Annotated in this window: 13 protein-coding genes; 8 read left to right on the top strand and 5 right to left on the bottom strand. The window is 42.7% G+C overall.

Annotated elements, in window-relative coordinates; all coding sequences use genetic code 11:
* Nucleotides 1-29: 29 nt before the first annotated feature.
* A complete protein-coding gene (proA, locus tag KV40_RS11315) occupies nt 30-1,331 on the bottom strand; it encodes a glutamate-5-semialdehyde dehydrogenase (protein WP_036481137.1) in 1,302 nt (433 codons plus the stop codon).
* A 102-nt stretch (nt 1,332-1,433) separates the two neighbouring features.
* On the opposite strand from proA, the gene KV40_RS11310 reads away from it, so the two are divergent.
* Genes KV40_RS11310 through KV40_RS11300 form a run of 4 tightly spaced genes read left to right on the top strand, consistent with a single transcriptional unit; the run spans nt 1,434 to nt 3,695 of the window.
* A complete protein-coding gene (locus KV40_RS11310) occupies nt 1,434-2,453 on the top strand; it encodes a hypothetical protein (RefSeq protein WP_036481134.1) in 1,020 nt (339 codons plus the stop codon).
* Between the two features lie 17 nt (nt 2,454-2,470).
* Nucleotides 2,471-2,701 carry a hypothetical protein gene (locus KV40_RS11305; RefSeq protein WP_036481132.1) on the top strand — a complete coding sequence of 77 codons (231 nt, stop codon included), beginning with the start codon at nt 2,471-2,473 and terminating at the stop codon, nt 2,699-2,701.
* A gap of 12 nt (nt 2,702-2,713) precedes the next feature.
* Nucleotides 2,714-2,926, top strand: coding sequence for a hypothetical protein (locus KV40_RS34880; protein ID WP_156114017.1), 213 nt, complete (start codon nt 2,714-2,716; stop codon nt 2,924-2,926).
* A 28-nt stretch (nt 2,927-2,954) separates the two neighbouring features.
* Entirely contained in the window at nt 2,955-3,695 is a 741-nt protein-coding gene (locus KV40_RS11300; protein ID WP_072013813.1) for a GntR family transcriptional regulator, read from the top strand.
* A 182-nt stretch (nt 3,696-3,877) separates the two neighbouring features.
* Here KV40_RS11300 and KV40_RS11295 read toward each other — a convergent pair whose 3' ends face one another.
* Nucleotides 3,878-5,494 carry a BCCT family transporter gene (locus tag KV40_RS11295; RefSeq protein WP_052055565.1) on the bottom strand — a complete coding sequence of 539 codons (1,617 nt, stop codon included), beginning with the start codon at nt 5,492-5,494 and terminating at the stop codon, nt 3,878-3,880.
* A 606-nt stretch (nt 5,495-6,100) separates the two neighbouring features.
* On the opposite strand from KV40_RS11295, the gene KV40_RS11290 reads away from it, so the two are divergent.
* Nucleotides 6,101-7,285, top strand: a complete 1,185-nt coding sequence (locus tag KV40_RS11290) for an aromatic ring-hydroxylating dioxygenase subunit alpha (protein ID WP_052055553.1) — start codon at nt 6,101-6,103, stop codon at nt 7,283-7,285.
* Between the two features lie 50 nt (nt 7,286-7,335).
* Nucleotides 7,336-9,753 carry an FAD-dependent oxidoreductase gene (locus KV40_RS11285; protein WP_036481129.1) on the top strand — a complete coding sequence of 806 codons (2,418 nt, stop codon included), beginning with the start codon at nt 7,336-7,338 and terminating at the stop codon, nt 9,751-9,753.
* An 8-nt stretch (nt 9,754-9,761) separates the two neighbouring features.
* Here the strand turns inward: KV40_RS11285 and KV40_RS11280 are convergent, their stop codons facing one another.
* The gene (locus KV40_RS11280) at nt 9,762-10,514 is read right to left on the bottom strand and encodes an amino acid ABC transporter ATP-binding protein (protein WP_036481305.1); all 753 of its coding nucleotides are present in this window, start codon (nt 10,512-10,514) and stop codon (nt 9,762-9,764) included.
* A gap of 377 nt (nt 10,515-10,891) precedes the next feature.
* On the opposite strand from KV40_RS11280, the gene KV40_RS11275 reads away from it, so the two are divergent.
* Nucleotides 10,892-12,442, top strand: coding sequence for an ABC transporter permease subunit (locus tag KV40_RS11275; protein WP_052055552.1), 1,551 nt, complete (start codon nt 10,892-10,894; stop codon nt 12,440-12,442).
* A gap of 49 nt (nt 12,443-12,491) precedes the next feature.
* Nucleotides 12,492-14,045 (top strand): iron uptake porin, encoded by a 1,554-nt coding sequence (locus KV40_RS11270; protein ID WP_253274229.1) that lies wholly within the window; start codon nt 12,492-12,494, stop codon nt 14,043-14,045.
* A gap of 338 nt (nt 14,046-14,383) precedes the next feature.
* Here KV40_RS11270 and KV40_RS11265 read toward each other — a convergent pair whose 3' ends face one another.
* Nucleotides 14,384-16,213 (bottom strand): FAD-dependent oxidoreductase, encoded by a 1,830-nt coding sequence (locus tag KV40_RS11265; protein ID WP_036481124.1) that lies wholly within the window; start codon nt 16,211-16,213, stop codon nt 14,384-14,386.
* A 57-nt stretch (nt 16,214-16,270) separates the two neighbouring features.
* Complete coding sequence (gene solA, locus KV40_RS11260) at nt 16,271-17,425, bottom strand: N-methyl-L-tryptophan oxidase (RefSeq protein WP_036481122.1); 1,155 nt, start codon at nt 17,423-17,425, stop codon at nt 16,271-16,273.
* Nucleotides 17,426-17,596: the final 171 nt, after the last annotated feature.

Raw genomic sequence — 17,596 nt, 5'->3', positions numbered from 1 at the left:
ATTTTGTCTTATCGCGCAAGGGTTACAGATTATAAATCTCTATGGGTAAAAGATTTAGCATTTTCACCCGTGTAAGTTGCAGCAATATGTCCATTACCAGTCAGCTTGTATTTATAAGTTACTAAACCTTCTAAACCAACTGGTCCGCGAGGGGGCATTTGTTGGGTACTAATACCTACCTCTGCCCCAAAACCGTAGCGAAACCCATCGGCAAAGCGAGTCGAACAGTTATGGTATACTCCTGCTGCATCTACTCGATTTTGAAAAATATCTGCTGCTTGACTGTCTTCAGTAACGATGGCATCGGTGTGTTTTGAGCCGTACCGATCGATATGTGCGATCGCTGCTTCTAAATCGTCAACAATTTTAATCGCCAAAATTAAATCGCTATACTCCAAACTCCAGTCTGTTTCTGTCGCTTCCGTACAGTCGATAATTTTACGAGTTGCTGTGTCACCTCTTAACTCTACGTGATGTTCCTTCAAGACTGTAGCGACTGTGGGTAAGAACTTAGGTGCAATATCTCGATGTACTAGCAGAGTTTCGATCGCATTGCAGGCAGCGGGATAGTGAGTTTTAGCATCGACAGTAATTTTAACTGCCTTATCGATGTCTGCTGCCGAATCTACATATAAATGACAAATACCGTCAGCGTGTCCTAGAACGGGAATTTGCGTATTATCTTGTACGTAACGGACAAACGAGTTAGACCCTCTGGGAATAATTAAGTCTATATACTTATCTAATGACAGCAATTGAGCGATTTCTTCTCTGGTGGTCAGTAATTGTACGGCATCGGGTTCGACTTTAGTTTTGACTAATGCTTTGTGAATGACTTCAACTAAAGTCTGACAAGAATTAAGAGCTTCTTTGCCGCCTTTAAGAATTACGCCGTTACCAGACTTAATTGCCAAACTGGTAATTTGAATTAAAGCTTCGGGACGTGCCTCAAAAATGATTCCCAACACTCCCAAAGGGCAAGTAACTCTTTTGAGAATTAAGCCTTCATCCAACTCGCGCTTAATTTGACTCGCGCCTACAGGATCTTCTAATTTAGCGACATCACGTACACCTGCGATCGCAGCTTGTAGTTTACTTTCACCTAGCTTGAGTCTGGCATACAAAGCGGGAGCGAGATGATTGGCTTTGGCAGCTTGTAAATCGGCTTGATTGGCTTCTACGATTTCTGAAGTAGCGGCTTCTAGCGCAGCGGCTATTTCTTCTAAAGCTCGATTGCGGTCTGCGGTTGATAACACGGCAAGTTTACTCGCCGAGGCGCGTGTTTGTCGGGCAATGTCTGTTAGAGAAGATGTTATTTTAGAAGCAACCATACTTAGATACTTATAAGCTGCATCCTTTATTTTAAGTTATTTGCGCCTAACAATAAAATTAAGTTAGGCAGACATACATAGCGATCGCGCCAAATAAAATTTATGTCAGTTTCAATTTCCCGTCAAAAAACATCTCGTTTTCAAGACCGATGGACGTATTTTCCTTTTGGCATCTTATTGTTAATGAGTTTGCTAATGGTATTCGGTAGCTTGTTGAGTAAAACCATAATCTCTGAAACTCTAACTATTAATTCTGAAGAATCTATTACTACCGATCCGATCGAACTTGAAGCCAGATTCATCGGTGCCTTACGAGTAGATGTTAGAGCCGCTATTCCTACCAATCACTGGCTGGTTTACGAAATACAGATTTTGGATACCCAGGGTAACTTAATTGCTTCTGCGGTTAAAGAAGCCTGGCGAGAATCGGGAACTTGGTACGAAGACGGACAAACTAGAACTTGGTCGGAATCGGATTTGCTTGGTGGTTTGGATGTTAATGCAAAACAACCAGAAGAAATTGTTATTGGCGTGGAAATTTTGGAAATGGGAGACACATCGGGAACGGAAGTAGATCTAGCAGTGCCGTTTAGAATTAAAGTACAAACAGGAGTTATCGATACTCGCTATTTTTTCCCTGGTTTTATCGCTCTTTGCGGTTTGGGTATAGTTTCACTCATCGCTACTCCTATATCGGGTAAGAAAATTTTAGACGTTCGTAAAAACGATAGCGATCCTGGTGGCAGAGTGGTAACGGGGGGAAAAGAGCGTCTGCTTAAGATCGATATCAAAGTAAATTTGGAAGTAAACACACGACGTGCAAACTCATTGCTCAATACAGATATTACTCTTTCAGTAAATAACCTTTATGGCGAACGTATTTTTCATCGTAGTTATTCAAAAGTAGTAGGATTTGCCGCGAGTGATGAAGAATTTAAAACTGCTACTGTCAAGTTGGAAGAATATTTAGTTCTAGAAACTCGCAGTTCTTATGGTTTTCAGGTACGAGTTACCCCTGATGAACCCGTAGAACGGACATCATTAACTGTTCGTGAGGGTAATCGTACTTTGGGTGAAGTTGAAGTGACTGAAGTAGGCTCTTTTGCCACTTCTACAAATTGAAATTGGAGTATTGCTTAATGTTAAGTAAAATCTATACGATTATCGCTCTGGCGATCGCTATTTATGTCTTACACTCTGCCTATAGCAATCGTTCGGCTCTAGTACTGCGCCAGGAAAATCAACCTCAATATAATCCCCGTCATGGAACTAGAATCTCAGGGTTTTATGTAGGCGGTATTTGGCGACCTAATCCCACTCGCTCTAGTTACGGTAGTTTTCGGGGTGGCGGTTCTGGTTCTGGCAAGTAAGTAAAGGGCTTCTTGCACGAATCATTATTGACTACTTTGGCTAAGGGAAAAAGGTTAAAGGTAAACGGTCAAAGAAAATATAGTTCTCTTTACCCTTCCCCTTTTACCTTTGACCGATTGACGGCTCTAAAGAATGATTATTTAGAAAGGCTGGGTTGTGTTACGATTTTAGTATCATCATCAGTCTTTTCTTGGCTAATCGGCATCGTTCGGGTGTACGCATAGCCTCGTTGCAATAGAGTTGCTCCACCCAATGGTTCGACAAGATTTGAGTCAAAAAAAAATGCCCCTATATCTTGTCATTTCTGAGGAATTACGAGAAAAGATTATAGGTGGAGAATATGCTCCAGGAGAGCAACTACCAAGCGAATACGATCTGGGTGAAATTTTTAAGGTCAGTCGTACCACAGTAAGAAAAGCGATCGCCAACTTGGTCAATCAGGGATTGGTAACTTCTCGGCGCGGCAAAGGAGTTTTTGTTAGAGAAAGCAGCAAAATAACTCTTGCTCTATCTAACCCACTGACTTCATTCGAGGCAGATTTGGCTCGTCAGGGAATAGTTAGTAATGCTAGCACCATTGAATTAGGAAAGATTCAAGCATCTCCTGAGATAAGGTTACGTTTGAATTTATCGCCAAAAGAATCTCAAGTGTATCGCCAACGTCAAATCATTTCTGTAGGCGAATCTCCTATAGCTTTAGATACTGCCTATTTTCCTCTAGAGGTTGGTGAGGTTTTGGCAGAGCAACTACAGTCTGGCTTCACCTATGCCACTCTCGATCGCTATGGATTTACTCTCAAAAGAGCAGAGATAACTTTAGAGTGTACCCGCGCTAATCCCCAACTAAGTAAATATCTAAATGTTGCTATTGGTGCGCCGCTTTTGGTCTATGAATACGCCGTTCGTACTGTAGGCGAGGGAATAGTAGCTTGTGGTGAGACTCTCTCCAGTGCCGATCGCATGTGTTATTCTGTCGTTCTCGATCGCGACTAATGCCGCTACGCGGAAGTAGAAAGTAGATTCGAGACCCCGCGTCGACGTAAGGCGCAAGGGAATGCTCGAAACAGAGTAGCGAGTAAATAATTTTACAAAATGTCCTAACTTCAGCTTGATTGCTATAAGTCAGTGTTTGGTTGAGTTTAGTAAGTCCAAACACTTAGATTATGTTCGACACGCTAGGAAACGAGGGTTTTTTCTGGCTCGGTTTCTCTGAGTTTCTCAGCTTCCAGCATGGCAAGTTCTTCGTTTAAACCGCGATAGAGGCTAAAACACATTATCAATAGCACGATAGCAAAAGGCAAGCCCGTAGTAATAGAAGCAGTTTGTAAAGCCTGTAAACCTCCGCCAAGAAGTAAGGCTGCTGCTACAACTCCTTCAGTTACTGCCCAAAAAACTCTTTGAGGGACGGGAGAATCAATTTTTCCTCCCGAAGTCAAATTATCTACTACTAATGACCCTGAGTCAGACGAAGTGACAAAAAATACGGTCACTAAAATAATGCCGATAAAAGAGGTGATGGCAGTTATGGGAAGTTGCTCCAACATCACAAATAGGGCAGTTGCTACATTTTCCTCTACTGCCTGGGCAATAGGCGATCCCTCCTGACTCAGTTCCATAAATAGTGCCGTACCGCCAAAGGTGGACATCCATAAAAAAGTGAGCAATGAAGGTAGCAGCAGTACACCTAAGACAAATTCCCTAACGGTTCTGCCTTTAGAAATACGAGCGATAAAGATCCCGACAAAAGGCGACCAGGATACCCACCAGCCCCAGTAGAAAACCGTCCAGCTATTTTGCCAATCAGTTTGCTCGAAGGTTTCCGTCCAAAAACTAAATGTCGGCAGCATGGCAAAATAAAAACCCAGAGTTTGCACAAAGGAACCAAGAATAAACAACGTCGGTCCTGCTAGTAAGACAAAGAGCAGAAACAAACCAGCCAGAATCATATTCAGTTCGCTCAAACGACGTACGCCACTATCCAAACCAGATACCACTGAGGCAGTGGCAAAACCAGTAATAATGGCAATCAGACAGACTTGAATTGAAGTATTTTCCGCTAGCCCGAATAAAAAGTTGAGTCCCGCATTGACTTGTTGTACTCCCAAGCCCAAAGAAGTAGCCAAACCAAAAAGAGTCGATGCCACTGCTAAAATATCGACTACATTACCCATCCAGCCATAAATGCGATCGCCTATTAGCGGATAAAATACCGAACGAATGGTTAGGGGCAAGCCGCGATTGTAGGCAAAAAATCCTAAAGACAAGCCAACTAAAGCATACACACCCCAGGCATGAAATCCCCAGTGAAAAAAAGTAACACCTAAAGCTTCTTGTGCCGCCGCACCTGTTTCGGGCTGGAAGCTAGCAGTTGGTGGTGATTGAAAGTGATAGACTGGTTCGGCAACGCTCCAAAACATTAGCCCAATCCCCATGCCCGCGCTAATCAGCATTGCCAGCCAAGCGAATAGGGGGAAGTCTGGGCGAGCAGTTTGTCCTCCCAGCCGAATTTTGCCAAACTTACTCAGAGCCAGAATTACTACTACGGTTAGATAAATACTGACGACTAAAATCATAAACCAACCCATAGCGTTGGCGATAAATGTCTGTAAATCGCTAAAGGCTGCTTCGGCTGGTTCTTGAAAGATAAGTGTTACTAGTACAAATAATAAAATTAGTCCTGCTGAAACAAAAAATACTTCGGGGTGAATATCAAACCCCCATCCTTGTATATTTGTATCTCCAGGAATTCGCCTTGAAGAATTAATGCTAGAACGAGGCTTTTTCGTTTTCACAGTTTTCTCTCCATAAATATAGGAAGTGTAAACTTTAAAAAAGATATAAACAAAATAATTATAAACTAATGAAGTATTATTGATTTTTAAAGCAATCGCGTCTAATAAACTTTTTTTTCTCTTCGTTTTTAATTCAGTAGTTATAATTATTGCCAAAATATTCAATCATCGAACATAAGTTTAAACATGAATACCAAAGCAAACAGGTTAAATAATCTCCGCATTATTATTTGGCAAAACTCACGATTCTCTGACAAATAAGATAAGTTTTCTAAAACTTAATTGCACGACCCAAAACTAAGCCTTTCTCATTGATGGATAGAGCTTGAGTTGTTTTAATTCTTTTTACGCCTTATAAAAATTTTAAACTGTAAAAAAGGAGACATTTTGACAAAAAAAACAAAAAATCGACTTTAATAAAATTTAGATTTTAAACTTGTAATTACAAGTCGAATTAGTTAAGCTAATTTTACGTTGTGCGTGTCGATTTTATAAGTTTAATTTTGATAACGCCTAACAAAACTTGAGAGTCAGCATACGCGAACGTTTTCGTAGGTGGAACAGCCACTGTCTAAATATTTCTAAGTTTTTTTGCTAGTTACCATAATGGAGAAAGTATTAGCGCGTCGCAGCGATAGCAGCATTGCCAACAGTAGCCAGTTTGGAGATGCGATCGCATCTTTAAATAACTCTACGTCAGATGCTGTCGGCTTAACTGCCGAGGCATATACCAGTGAAGAATTTTTACAACGCGAACGGCAAAGTATATTTACCAATCGCTGGATTTGTGTAGGCTTGGGTGCAGATTTACCCAATGTGGGCGATTTATTTCCCGTAGAAGTAGCTGGAATGCCCATCGTCTTAGTACGCGCTCCTCAAGGAGAAATTCGGGCTTTTCACAATATATGTTCGCACCGAGGTTTGCAGTTAGTTACCAAACCCTGCGAGCAGCAAAAACGGATTCGTTGCCCTTACCATTCCTGGGCATACGATTTAGAAGGTCAACTCAAAACTACACCTCACTTTGGTGGTTACTGGCAGGACACCTATGAAGGATTCGATCGCGCTAGCAAAAACTTACAGTCAATTAGGTGCAGTCAGTGGCTCGACCTGATTTTTGTCAATTTGGGTAACAATGCACCACCACTAAAGGATTACTTACAACCAGTTATCGATCGCTGGTCGGTTTACGACTTAAGCCTGCTGCGTTTCGGAAGAGAGCTAAAGTTTGAGTTTGAGGCTAACTGGAAACTGGCAGTAGAAAACTTTTCCGAAAGTTACCATTTACCCTGGGTGCATCCCCAGCTAAATAACTGTTCTCGCATGGAGGATCATTTCAATTTTGAAGTGGGAGAAAATCACGTCGGTCAAGGAAGCAAACTCTATCGCATTGGAGCGATGGGCAATCGCACTCTGCCTGTATTTCCCAATTTGCAAGCAACCGAACGAGAAACCGTAGCCGAATATATTTCCATCTTTCCCAATCTCATGTTGGGCATTCATCCCGACTACTTTTTAGCTTTAACAGTCGATCCCCTCAGTCCGAGCCGTTCGGTTGAGAGAATGGCATTTTATTTTGTAGGCGATGGAGCAACCGATAACCGATATGAAGCTTTACGCCAGATTCCTATCGATCTGTGGAAAATTACCAACGATGAGGACTTGGAAACTATAGAACGACTTCAGAAAGGCAGACATTCTCCTGCTTTCAGTGGTGGTTGTTTTTCTCCTGCTTTAGAAATTACCGTTCATCAATTTCAACGTTTAGTCGCTGAGGCGATCTCTCAGTAGAACTTTCTTTAGAACGCTTCGATCTCTTTTAAACTTTCGATCTTGTAGACATGGAAAATAAAGCAAAACTGGTAATTATTGGAGCGGGAATAGTTGGCTGTAGTACGGCATATCATCTAGCAAAACTAGGCTGGCGCGATATCGTAGTTGTCGATCGCGGTCCTTTATTTGCTACTGGTGGTTCTACCTCTCACGCACCAGGTCTGGTTTTTCAAACCAACTCTTCTAAAACCATGACCAAACTGGCAAAATACACCGTAGAACTATACAGTCAGCTACACACCGATGAAGGGACAGCTTTTTATGACGTGGGTAGCATTGAGGTGGCATACACCGCAGACCGTTGGCAAGAACTAAAACGCAAACTAGGATGGGCAAAGTCCTGGGGTATTGAAGCAGCGATACTTACTCCCGCCCAAGCAAAAGAAAAAATCCCCCTCATCGACGAAACCAAAATTTTAGGTGCCTACTACGTTCCCAGCGATGGCATTGCTAAAGCAGTAAGAGCGGCTGAAGCTCTAGCAAACTTGGCGATCGAGGCTAATGCTGCTAAATTCTATGGCGATACGCGGGTATTAGATATAGAAGTAGAAGCAGGGCAAGTTAAAGCGGTAGTAACCGATAGAGGAAAAATTACCACCGATAGAGTCGTAGTCTGTGCGGGTATTTGGGGTCCTTTGATTGGCGAAATGGTAGGGGAAACCATTCCTTTAGTTCCCGTACAGCATCAGTATGTTAAAACCTCTCCCGTCTCAGAGTTAGCAGGGGAAACTCGCGAGGTGGTGCATCCCATCCTGCGCCATCAAGATAAGTCGATGTATTTTCGCCAGCATGGTGACTGCTACGGTATTGGTTCCTACCAACACGAACCTTTATTAGTAGATCCCAAAGATATTCTCTCTAATAAAAAAGCACCAGTGATGCCTTCGGTGAAAGAATTTACCGAAGAACATTTTCAGCAGGCATGGCGATCGACAGTGGAACTGCTGCCTAGTTTGGCTGGGACGGAGCTACCTTACAAAATCAACGGCATGATGTCTTTTACCCCTGATGGATTTCCCGTAATTGGTGAATCTGCTTTTGCTAGAGGTTTTTGGGTAGCCGAAGCAGTTTGGGTAACTCACGGGGGTGGTGTGGGTAAGATGGTTGCAGAATTATTGACTACGGGAATTCCCAGCCTCGACATCCATGAATGCGATATCAATCGCTTTACCCAAGTTGCTAAAAGTCGCGAATATATCTGGGCGAGTGCGGCACAGCAGTACCGAGAAGTTTACGATATCATTCATCCTCTGGCACAGCAGAATCATTCTCGTCAACTGCGTTTGAGTCCTTTTCATCCTCGCTTGCAAGAGTTGGGAGCCGTGTTTTTTACTAGTGCTAACTGGGAACGCCCTCAGTGGTTTGAAGCTAATACCAACCTATTAGAAAAATACTCTATTCCCCAACGTCAAGGCTGGTCGGCTCAAAACTGGTCGCCAATACAGGGTGCAGAGCATTTAGCAACTCGCGAAGGAGTGGCACTTTACGATCTGACACCGTTTACTAAGCTGGAAGTTACGGGAGAGGGAGCTTTAGCATATCTGCAATACCTGTGTGCCAATCGTATTAGTTCTACCGCAGGTAAAGTGACTTACACTTCGATGCTCGATGCCAATGGTGGCATCATGTGCGACCTAACCATTACCTGTTTGGGTCGAGAAAGATTCTGGGTAGTAACTGGCGGTAGTGTGGGCGAACACGATCTTGCCTGGATGAAGTCTCATTTACCTAAAGATAATTCGGTGTGTATTGCTGATGTCTCTGCTAGCTATTGCTGTCTGGGACTGTGGGGACCTCTAGCACCAAAAGTATTAGGAGCAGTTACCGATGCTGCTTGTGACGATGAAAGCTTTCCTTTTTTCACAGCACAACAAATCTATATTGATGCCATTCCTGCCTTAGCAGTGCGCGTTTCCTATGTGGGCGAGCCAGGCTGGGAAATTTATGCTCCTACCGAATCTGGGTTAAAGCTATGGGACTTACTCTGGCAGGTAGGTCGACAACACGGCATCATTGCTGCTGGCGGAGGAGCATTTGAGACTTTACGCTTGGAAAAAGGCTATTTACTTTGGGGTGCGGATATTCATACCGAATACGATCCCTACGAGGCTGGCTTGGGTTTTGCCGTCAAACCTAATAAAGGAGAATTTATCGGAAGAGAAATGCTACTCCAGCGTCAACAGTATCCCAGCCGCAAACTCTGTTATTTAACCTTAAACGATCCTAAAGCGGTAGTTATGGGGAAAGAGCCGATCTTAGCTGGTGAAAAAATCTTGGGTTACGTTGCCAGCGCGGGCTATGGTTACAGTTTGGGTAGGTGCGTACTCTATGTCTATTTGCCTATCGGTTACGAACAGCCTGGTACTACTGTAGAAGTAGAATACTTTGGCGATCGCTATTCGGCAACGGTAACAGAATCGAATTAACTAATATTTTAGTTATTCATCCTACTAAGAAAGGTTTTTAGGCGATCGCACTGAGGATTGGTCAATACTTCTCTAGCATCGCCTTGTTCTTCTACCACTCCTTTGTTGAGAAAAATAACTCGATTGGCAACATCGCGGGCAAAGTTCATTTCGTGGGTAACTACTACCATAGTCATCCCTTCTTCGGCTAGCTGCTTCATTACCCTCAGTACCTCTCCCACTAATTCGGGATCGAGCGCGCTGGTGGGTTCGTCAAATAACAGTATTTCGGGTTTCATACACAAACTGCGAGCGATCGCTACTCGCTGTTTTTGACCCCCCGATAGCTGTTCGGGATAGGCTGTAGCTTTACTACTCAAACCAACTTTTTCTAGGTAGTGTAAGGCGCGATCGCGACATTCCGATTTTGATTCTTTTAATACCTGCGAGGGAGCGAGCATTAAGTTTTGCAAAACGCTGAGATGGGGAAATAAGTTGAATTGTTGAAACACCATACCGACTTTAGTTCTTAACTGCCGCAACTTTGAAGAACTGATTTTTGGTTGAGAAAGGTCGATATCCATTACCTTTAACTCTCCTCCATTAATTGTCTCCAAACGGTTACAACAGCGCAGCAGTGTACTTTTACCACAGCCAGAAGTCCCAATTATGGAAACAACATCCCCTTTATGCAAAGAAGCAGTTATACCCCGCAGCACTTCTAACGAACCATAGCTTTTTCTTAAATTGTTGAAGGAAATAACGGGAGTAGCAGTTGATATTGACATTATTTTATATACAAAACTCTATTAATAATGACATTATGACAATAAATTAGCTAAATATTTTTTGCGCAATTGTTCGATAGATTACATTATTTATATTACTTCAAAGGCATAATCTGCTCAACATAAAAATAGAGCAATATTTAACTATAGCTGCCATAAAACATTCAATATGCTTCAAGATCGAGCCTATCTTCAACAAAACTATTTAGCTCGCTCGCTTATTGTATTAAAAATTAATAAAAGACCAATTTTAAATTTTTGAAAAACTTTTTATTATGAAAACCCAATTTAATTAATAATTGTTGACAAACAAATATAAAGAGAAGTTTTTTTGCTTTTAAAGATTTAGTAAAAAGTAAAAACCCAAAATTATGAATAAAAACAGCTTACAATTTTGGTTGCGGAGAATAGGGCTAAGTGCGATCGCACTATTGTTAGCGATCGGCATTCACTCTTATTTATCGCCTCTAGCGGCACAGGAAGTTTTAAAGGTAGGAACCGAACCCGCTTTTCCTCCCTTTGAAATGCAGGCACCAGACGGAAAGGGTTTGACTGGATTTGATATCGATCTGTTTAGAGCGATTGGGGAAGAAGCTAATTTAGAAATTCAATTTCAAAGTATGCCTTTTGATGGGCTAATTCCAGCTTTGCAGTCTCAGACAATTAACGCGGCGATTAGCGGTATGACTATTACCGCCGAACGCGCTCAGACTGTTGATTTTTCCCGTCCTTACTTTCAGTCGGGTTTGGCGATCGCGGTAAGGAAAGATAGTAAGGATGAGATTAAGAGTTTTGACGATTTAGAAAATAAAAAAATTGCCGTAGCTATTGGTACCACGGGAGCGCAGGAAGCTCAAAAAATATCGGGAGCAGAAATTTCGACCTTTGACAACTCAGCCCTGGCTCTTCAAGAATTAAGTAACGGTAGAGTAGATGCTGTTGTTAACGATGCTCCTGTAACTCTCTATGCCATCAAAGTTGGCAACCTAAATAATGTTGAGGTAGTTGGAGAACTGTTGACCGAAGAGTATTACGGAATTGCTTTGCCTAAAAACTCTCCTAATGTCGAAAAAGTTGATGATGCTATAGATGAACTCCTCCAAAGCGGTAGGTATCGCGAACTATATCAAAAATGGTTTGCAGGAGAGCCAGCTAAGTTACCTTTAGTTGCCCCTGCTTTAAAAGGAGAAGGTGCGGCATTCAGCTGGAGCCAACTGTTCCGCAACCTATTCTGGGGAGCGTTGGTAACTATAATGCTGACGGCATTGTCGGTGTTTTTTGGCACCATTGGCGGAACTTTACTAGCAGTCGCCTCAATTTCTGACTTTAAACCTCTGACCTGGTTGAGCCGTATCTATATAGATTTCTTTCGCGGTACGCCGCTGCTAGTACAGATCTTTATGATTTACTTTGGCATCCCGTCTTTAATACAGAGTATGGGTTTGGACTTTAGCTTCAATCGGCTTCTTGCAGCGGTTACGGCTCTCAGTCTCAATTCTGCGGCATATTTAGCCGAAATTATTCGGGGTGGAATTCAATCTATCGATATCGGACAGTGGGAAGCTTCCCAATCAATGGGGATGAGTTGGCGGCAAACCATGCGCTATGTTATTTTTCCTCAAGCTTTTCGCCGTATGTTACCACCGTTAGGTAATGAATTTATCACATTAATTAAAGACACTAGCCTAGTCGCGATTATTGGTTTTGAAGAACTATTTCGTCAGGGACAACTGATGGTTGCAACTACCTATCGTTCCTTTGCAATTTATACTGCTGTGGCTTTGGTTTATTTGCTACTAACCTTTATTGCTTCTAGAGTATTTAGCTGGCTGGAAAAACGCCTCGACCCAGTCAAACGCGCCAGCAAACAAGCATCGCCAAAAGGTTCTGCCAAAACAGGAATTGGCGAGTCGTTAACTTAGCTTTCGATTAACGAAAGACAACTACAAACAAATTTAAGGTGTGAGAGTCATGATGAATAATTTATTTAAATTGCTCCCTATGGGTGCAGTAACTTTGGCTGTCTTGTTATCTACGGGCGATCGCCTCAATGCCATGCCCCTGCAAGAATCAGAAGACAAAATGGGGCAAGTCACCAATGTCAATCAGCTAAGAGATGTTTACCCTACCGACTGGGCTTATGAAGCTCTGAGAAGCTTAGTCGATCGCTATGGCTGTATTGCTGGATTTCCCGACCAGACCTATAAAGGTAGTCAAGCTCTAACTCGTTATGAATTTGCCGCAGGATTAAATTCTTGTCTAACCCAAATCGAACGTTTGATTGCTTCTTCTGAGGCTATTTCCAGAGAAGATTTAGATACGATGCAGCGATTGACTACCGAGTTTGAAGCAGAACTTGCGAGTCTTGGAGGTAGAATCGACAATATCGAGAGTCGGACTGCTTTTTTAGAAGATAACCAGTTTTCGACTACCACTAAACTCAATGTAGAGATTGTTAACTATATTCTGGGAACTTTTGGCGACGAAAAGCCCAACGGTGACGATATTGACGACCAAGTTATTTTTAGCAGTCAAGTTCGTCTCAACTTTGACAGTAGCTTTACAGGAAAAGATTTCTTGAGAGTTCGCCTACAGGCAAGGAACGTTACCAGTCCAGCCGTATCTGGCGGTAATAATGCTCTAGCTTTAAATTATGAAGGCGATAATGGTAATAGTTTTGAAATAAATGCTTTATACTACAATTTTCCCATTAATGATAAAATCACGGGTTTCGTCGGTACTAGTGGCGTTGATGTCGATGATTTTTTTGATGTTGCTCCCACGATGGGAATAGCTTATGATGCTCTGAGTCTTTACAGTGCCTACAATAACTTAATTTATGATAATGCCAACGGTGGTGCTGCAGCTGTTGGTTTGGGTTTTGAATTTATCGACTCGGTGAATTTTCAAGTAGGTTATTGGGCAGCTAATCCCGCCTCTCCTGAGTCTGGCAATGGTTTTTTTAACGGTAACTATACGGCTGGTGCCAACCTAAATATTTCTTTATTAGATGAACGTTTAAACATGGCTTTTGCTTATCTTAGAGCCTATCAGGGTGCGGGTAGTGGCTACGATCTTGCTGGCTTTGTCGGAACTGATGCGGCAACCGATCCTTTTGACGATCGCGCCAACACCTCTAATAACTATGGTTTTGCTACCAGCTTCCGAGTTATAGAACGACTGTCAGTTGGCGGTTACTTTGGTTATACTACTGCTTCGGTAACTGAAGGCAATGCTGATGCCGACATTTTAAACTGGAATGCCTACGTAACTTACACCGATTTACTAAAAGAAGGCTCGACTTTTATTGTCAGTTTTGGACAGCCACCTAGTCTAGTTGATTCTGGAGGAGATGCCCTAAATGACGATCCAGATACACCCTATCTTTTGAACGTAGAATATCAATACGCTTTGAACGACTTTATTCTGCTTACGCCTGGCGGTTATGCTTTATTTAATCCTAACGGTGACTCAGATAATAGCACTATTTATGTCGGAACCTTGCGAACTATTTTTAGGTTTTAAAGCATAAAGGAAGTAGGGCATCGCTTTGCTTGGGAGCGGCTTCGAGGCAAGAGAGCATCGCTTGGGTGCAGAGAACAAGAGGATCTAGTAGCCCAAAAATCTTCCTGCACCCTGCCTTTCAAATGTATGATTTTTAGATTTAACTGTAAAGTTAGGTGGGGAAGTAGAAAAATTAGGGAGGTAGGGGAAGACATATCCTTGATTTTCCGTTTCAGTTTTACCAGTAAATCATTCAATTATTAAAAACATACCTTTGTAAGCTGCACTACGCTCCCCTGCTCTTATGCTCGGAAAATTTTAGTGAATTAGTATTAGTCCAGCCCAATCAGAGGATAATTTTAGACCAATTCACTTTCAAAAATCTGACTCTGACAAGATCCATTCGCTCTTTTAAGTCGAGATGGTAAAACTCTCTGGAGATAGTCAATAATCCCATGAGATTTCATATTGCCCACTTTTAGCTCGGTTTGAGGAATTTCGTTAACTAATTGAGCGATAATTGCTGCATTACCAAGACCGCAAGCCATTCCCCAAGACCCCGTACCGACTATAGCATAGCCATTACTACAAAAAGCTCCCACTGCTGCCATACCTTTGTCGTACATCGGTCTAGCTCCCGTCCAGGGCTGAAGTTTGAGTAAATCTTCTGCAGTAACTCGATCGCCTTGGTAGCCATCGGTATCGACTGTAGGAAGCGATCGCTGCAAGACATGAGACATTAGTTCTGGCATAAACTCGATCGCCTTTTTAATCTGTTCGTGCAACGCCCAGCGCACTCCCGAATGGTCGAGATCTAGTGCTTCTTCCCGACCTGGATAGAACTTCAAGCCTCCAATCCTTAGTTCCCAGCTACCTGCTCTAGCACCAACACAAAAGGGATCGAAGTCTGGCTGACGGGGATCGATAGTCTGGGGATTAAAAGTTTGAGCCACAAACGATTCGCTAAATTCCGCACTAAAAAACTCCAATTCTCTAATTTCTGGGGCTAGAGGATCGAAAGTAGCAGGGTCGAGAGCATCTATAAAGGCGATAAATTCATCGTTTGCCGAGAAGGTAGGACTGATAACTAACGGTCCTACGCCATCTTGTTTCCAAGACTTTCTAGAAAAAGGAATGCCACGACGAACGGCTTCTTCATCTACGGGGATAGTAATGCTAGTTCCAGCAATGGGAAACAACTCCTCAGAGAAAATACCCGACTGAGAAAGCAGGCGATCGCAGCCAGTAGTACATATAAAGCGATCTTTCGGCGAACCTATTGCTGTCTCTACTCCATTTTTAAGCACTTTCAATCCCACAATTCGCCCGTCAGAGTCTAATTCAATACCGCAGACTTTTAGCCCTAAACTAAAAGTTACCCCCAATTGCCGCAGCTTTTGTTCTAGTTCTCTTACTAAAAGCCCGCCGTGAATCACTCCCCCAGGCTGCATGGTAATCGCTCCTTGATAATTGCCAGCCTCGTCCAACCGCGACAAAAAATATGGCTTGAGAGCGGGATCGATAGCGATCGCTTCTCGATAACTAATTAGCCTGGCACTACTACTCGCTCCAAATTCCGCGCCAATACGATTGATGCTTTCTACTTCCTTTATCGCTCGTTTTTTTGCTGTCGCGCCTTCGTAAATTCTAAATTTCTCGTTCATTTGCAGACCAGACTTGGCAGCAATTATCGGATTTTTCCGAGCAAACACTTGCCATAGCTCGACGTTGGCAAATCCAAATCTTAGCAGTGCGTCGTCACGAGCTAGTAAGGCAGCAGCATTAACATCTGTTTCCATGCCCTGTTGGGCAAGAATTTGTGCCTGTTCTTCTACATCTGCTTCCATACTTTTGATATAAGCAATAATCGCTTGACGATCTGCTTCGGTGGGTGCAAAGCCTGGATACAACATTCCGCCTTCAAAAACCGAGGTAGTAAAAGCAGCCCGTAATTGTGCTGGCGTTGCTCCTGCTGCTACCAATCCTTCACTTACGGTCATGCTACGCCCGTTACCTTTAGTTAATTTTTCACCAACGCTAAATGCCTGGTCGATAATTTCAATATTTGGTAGGGTTTGAGATCTAGAGCTACTCAACTCAATTAAAGCATCGGCAACTAAAAGCCCTGCCACTCCCGCACCGACAATATAAGTTTTGCCCTGACCGACAGAAGACTGTAGCTGATTCATAGTTTTGGGGATATGGATGATTTTTTACTAACTAAAATGCAGTCGCGCTTAGTTAAGCTATACCGCTACTGTTTGAAAACGTTCTAGCTCAAACAAGCTGATGTCGTGTTCGGTTTCGCCTTTAAGTGCCAAGTCTGCTAAAATACTGCCGATTAGAGTAGTAAACTTAAATCCGTGTCCCGAAAAACCCGCTCCAAAGACTACGTGGGGATATTCTCGATGGCGATCGATAACAAAGTCTTTATCGGGGGTCATGGTATACAGACAGCGACGGGTTGACACTAAAGAACCGTTTGCTTTAGGAATATATCTAGCGATAAAGCCCCGCATTCGCTCGATCCAATCGGGGTCGGGAGTATAGTCTACTTCAGCAGGAGAATTTACTGTGTTCCAGCCGTAGAAAGTCGTTACTTTTAGTCCAGAACCATCATGACTGGGAATACCGTAGGGCATTTCTCCATAGTCTCCATTCATGTGAGCAAAGAAGACGGGAAAGCGTCCTGGTTCATACTCGGCTGGCTGGTCTGGTTCAAAAAAGCCTAGCTGACAGGGCATAACTTTTAAAGGTAGTTCGATTCCCTGTCTTTCCAGAAGTTGTTTTGCCCAACTGCCTGCGGTAATTACGATCGCACCAGCACTGTATGTCTCGGTAGGGGTAGTAACTTCTACCGAGTCGCTGCCAACTTTTATTTCGGTTACGGGAGTACGATCTTTGAAAATAGCTCCTCGCTCGATCGCACACCGAGTATGCGCCAGGACGCATTTAGAAGCTGCTAACAAACCAGTTTCATGCTGATATAGTGCCTCCATACCAGACTCGAACTGAAATTGCGGAAAGCGATCGCCTGCCTCAGCAGCAGTCAAATGTTCGTATTGGAGTTTAGCTCGATCCATGCTGTGGCGTAATTTAGCAAAAGTCGGTTGACTGGGCAGACCAAAATCCAGTCCTCCCGTTCGCACGTATAGAGTTTCTTTAGCCTCTTCCTGCAAAGCGAACCATAATGGATAAGCCGCTCGCATTAGCTCGACATATACGGGATTGTCATATGAATATCGAATAACACGGGAGTAGCCATAAGAACTACCTTGCTGATGATTGAGTTCAAATTGCTCTAGCAACAGAACTTTTTGGTTGGCTTTGGAGAGATAGTAAGCAGCAGCACTTCCCATACCTCCTGCACCTAAGACAATAACGTCAAAGTTTTCGCTCATGTGTTTTCTTTATAAGTTTGTTTACTCGTAACTCAGTCAGAATATCTATATAAACAATTTTTACTTATACAACAATTTAATCTATATACAAAAATAAAAATGTTAAAGCTTATACACTTGTAATTACAAGTTATTTATTGAGATGTTTTTGTAAAATCACTATCTTCAATT

Origin of the sequence: Myxosarcina sp. GI1 (genome assembly GCF_000756305.1) — a bacterium.
In the GTDB taxonomy this organism is placed as follows: domain Bacteria; phylum Cyanobacteriota; class Cyanobacteriia; order Cyanobacteriales; family Xenococcaceae; genus Myxosarcina.
The sequence above is the reverse complement of the archived record's forward strand: the minus strand, read 5'-3'. Positions and strand labels throughout refer to the sequence as shown.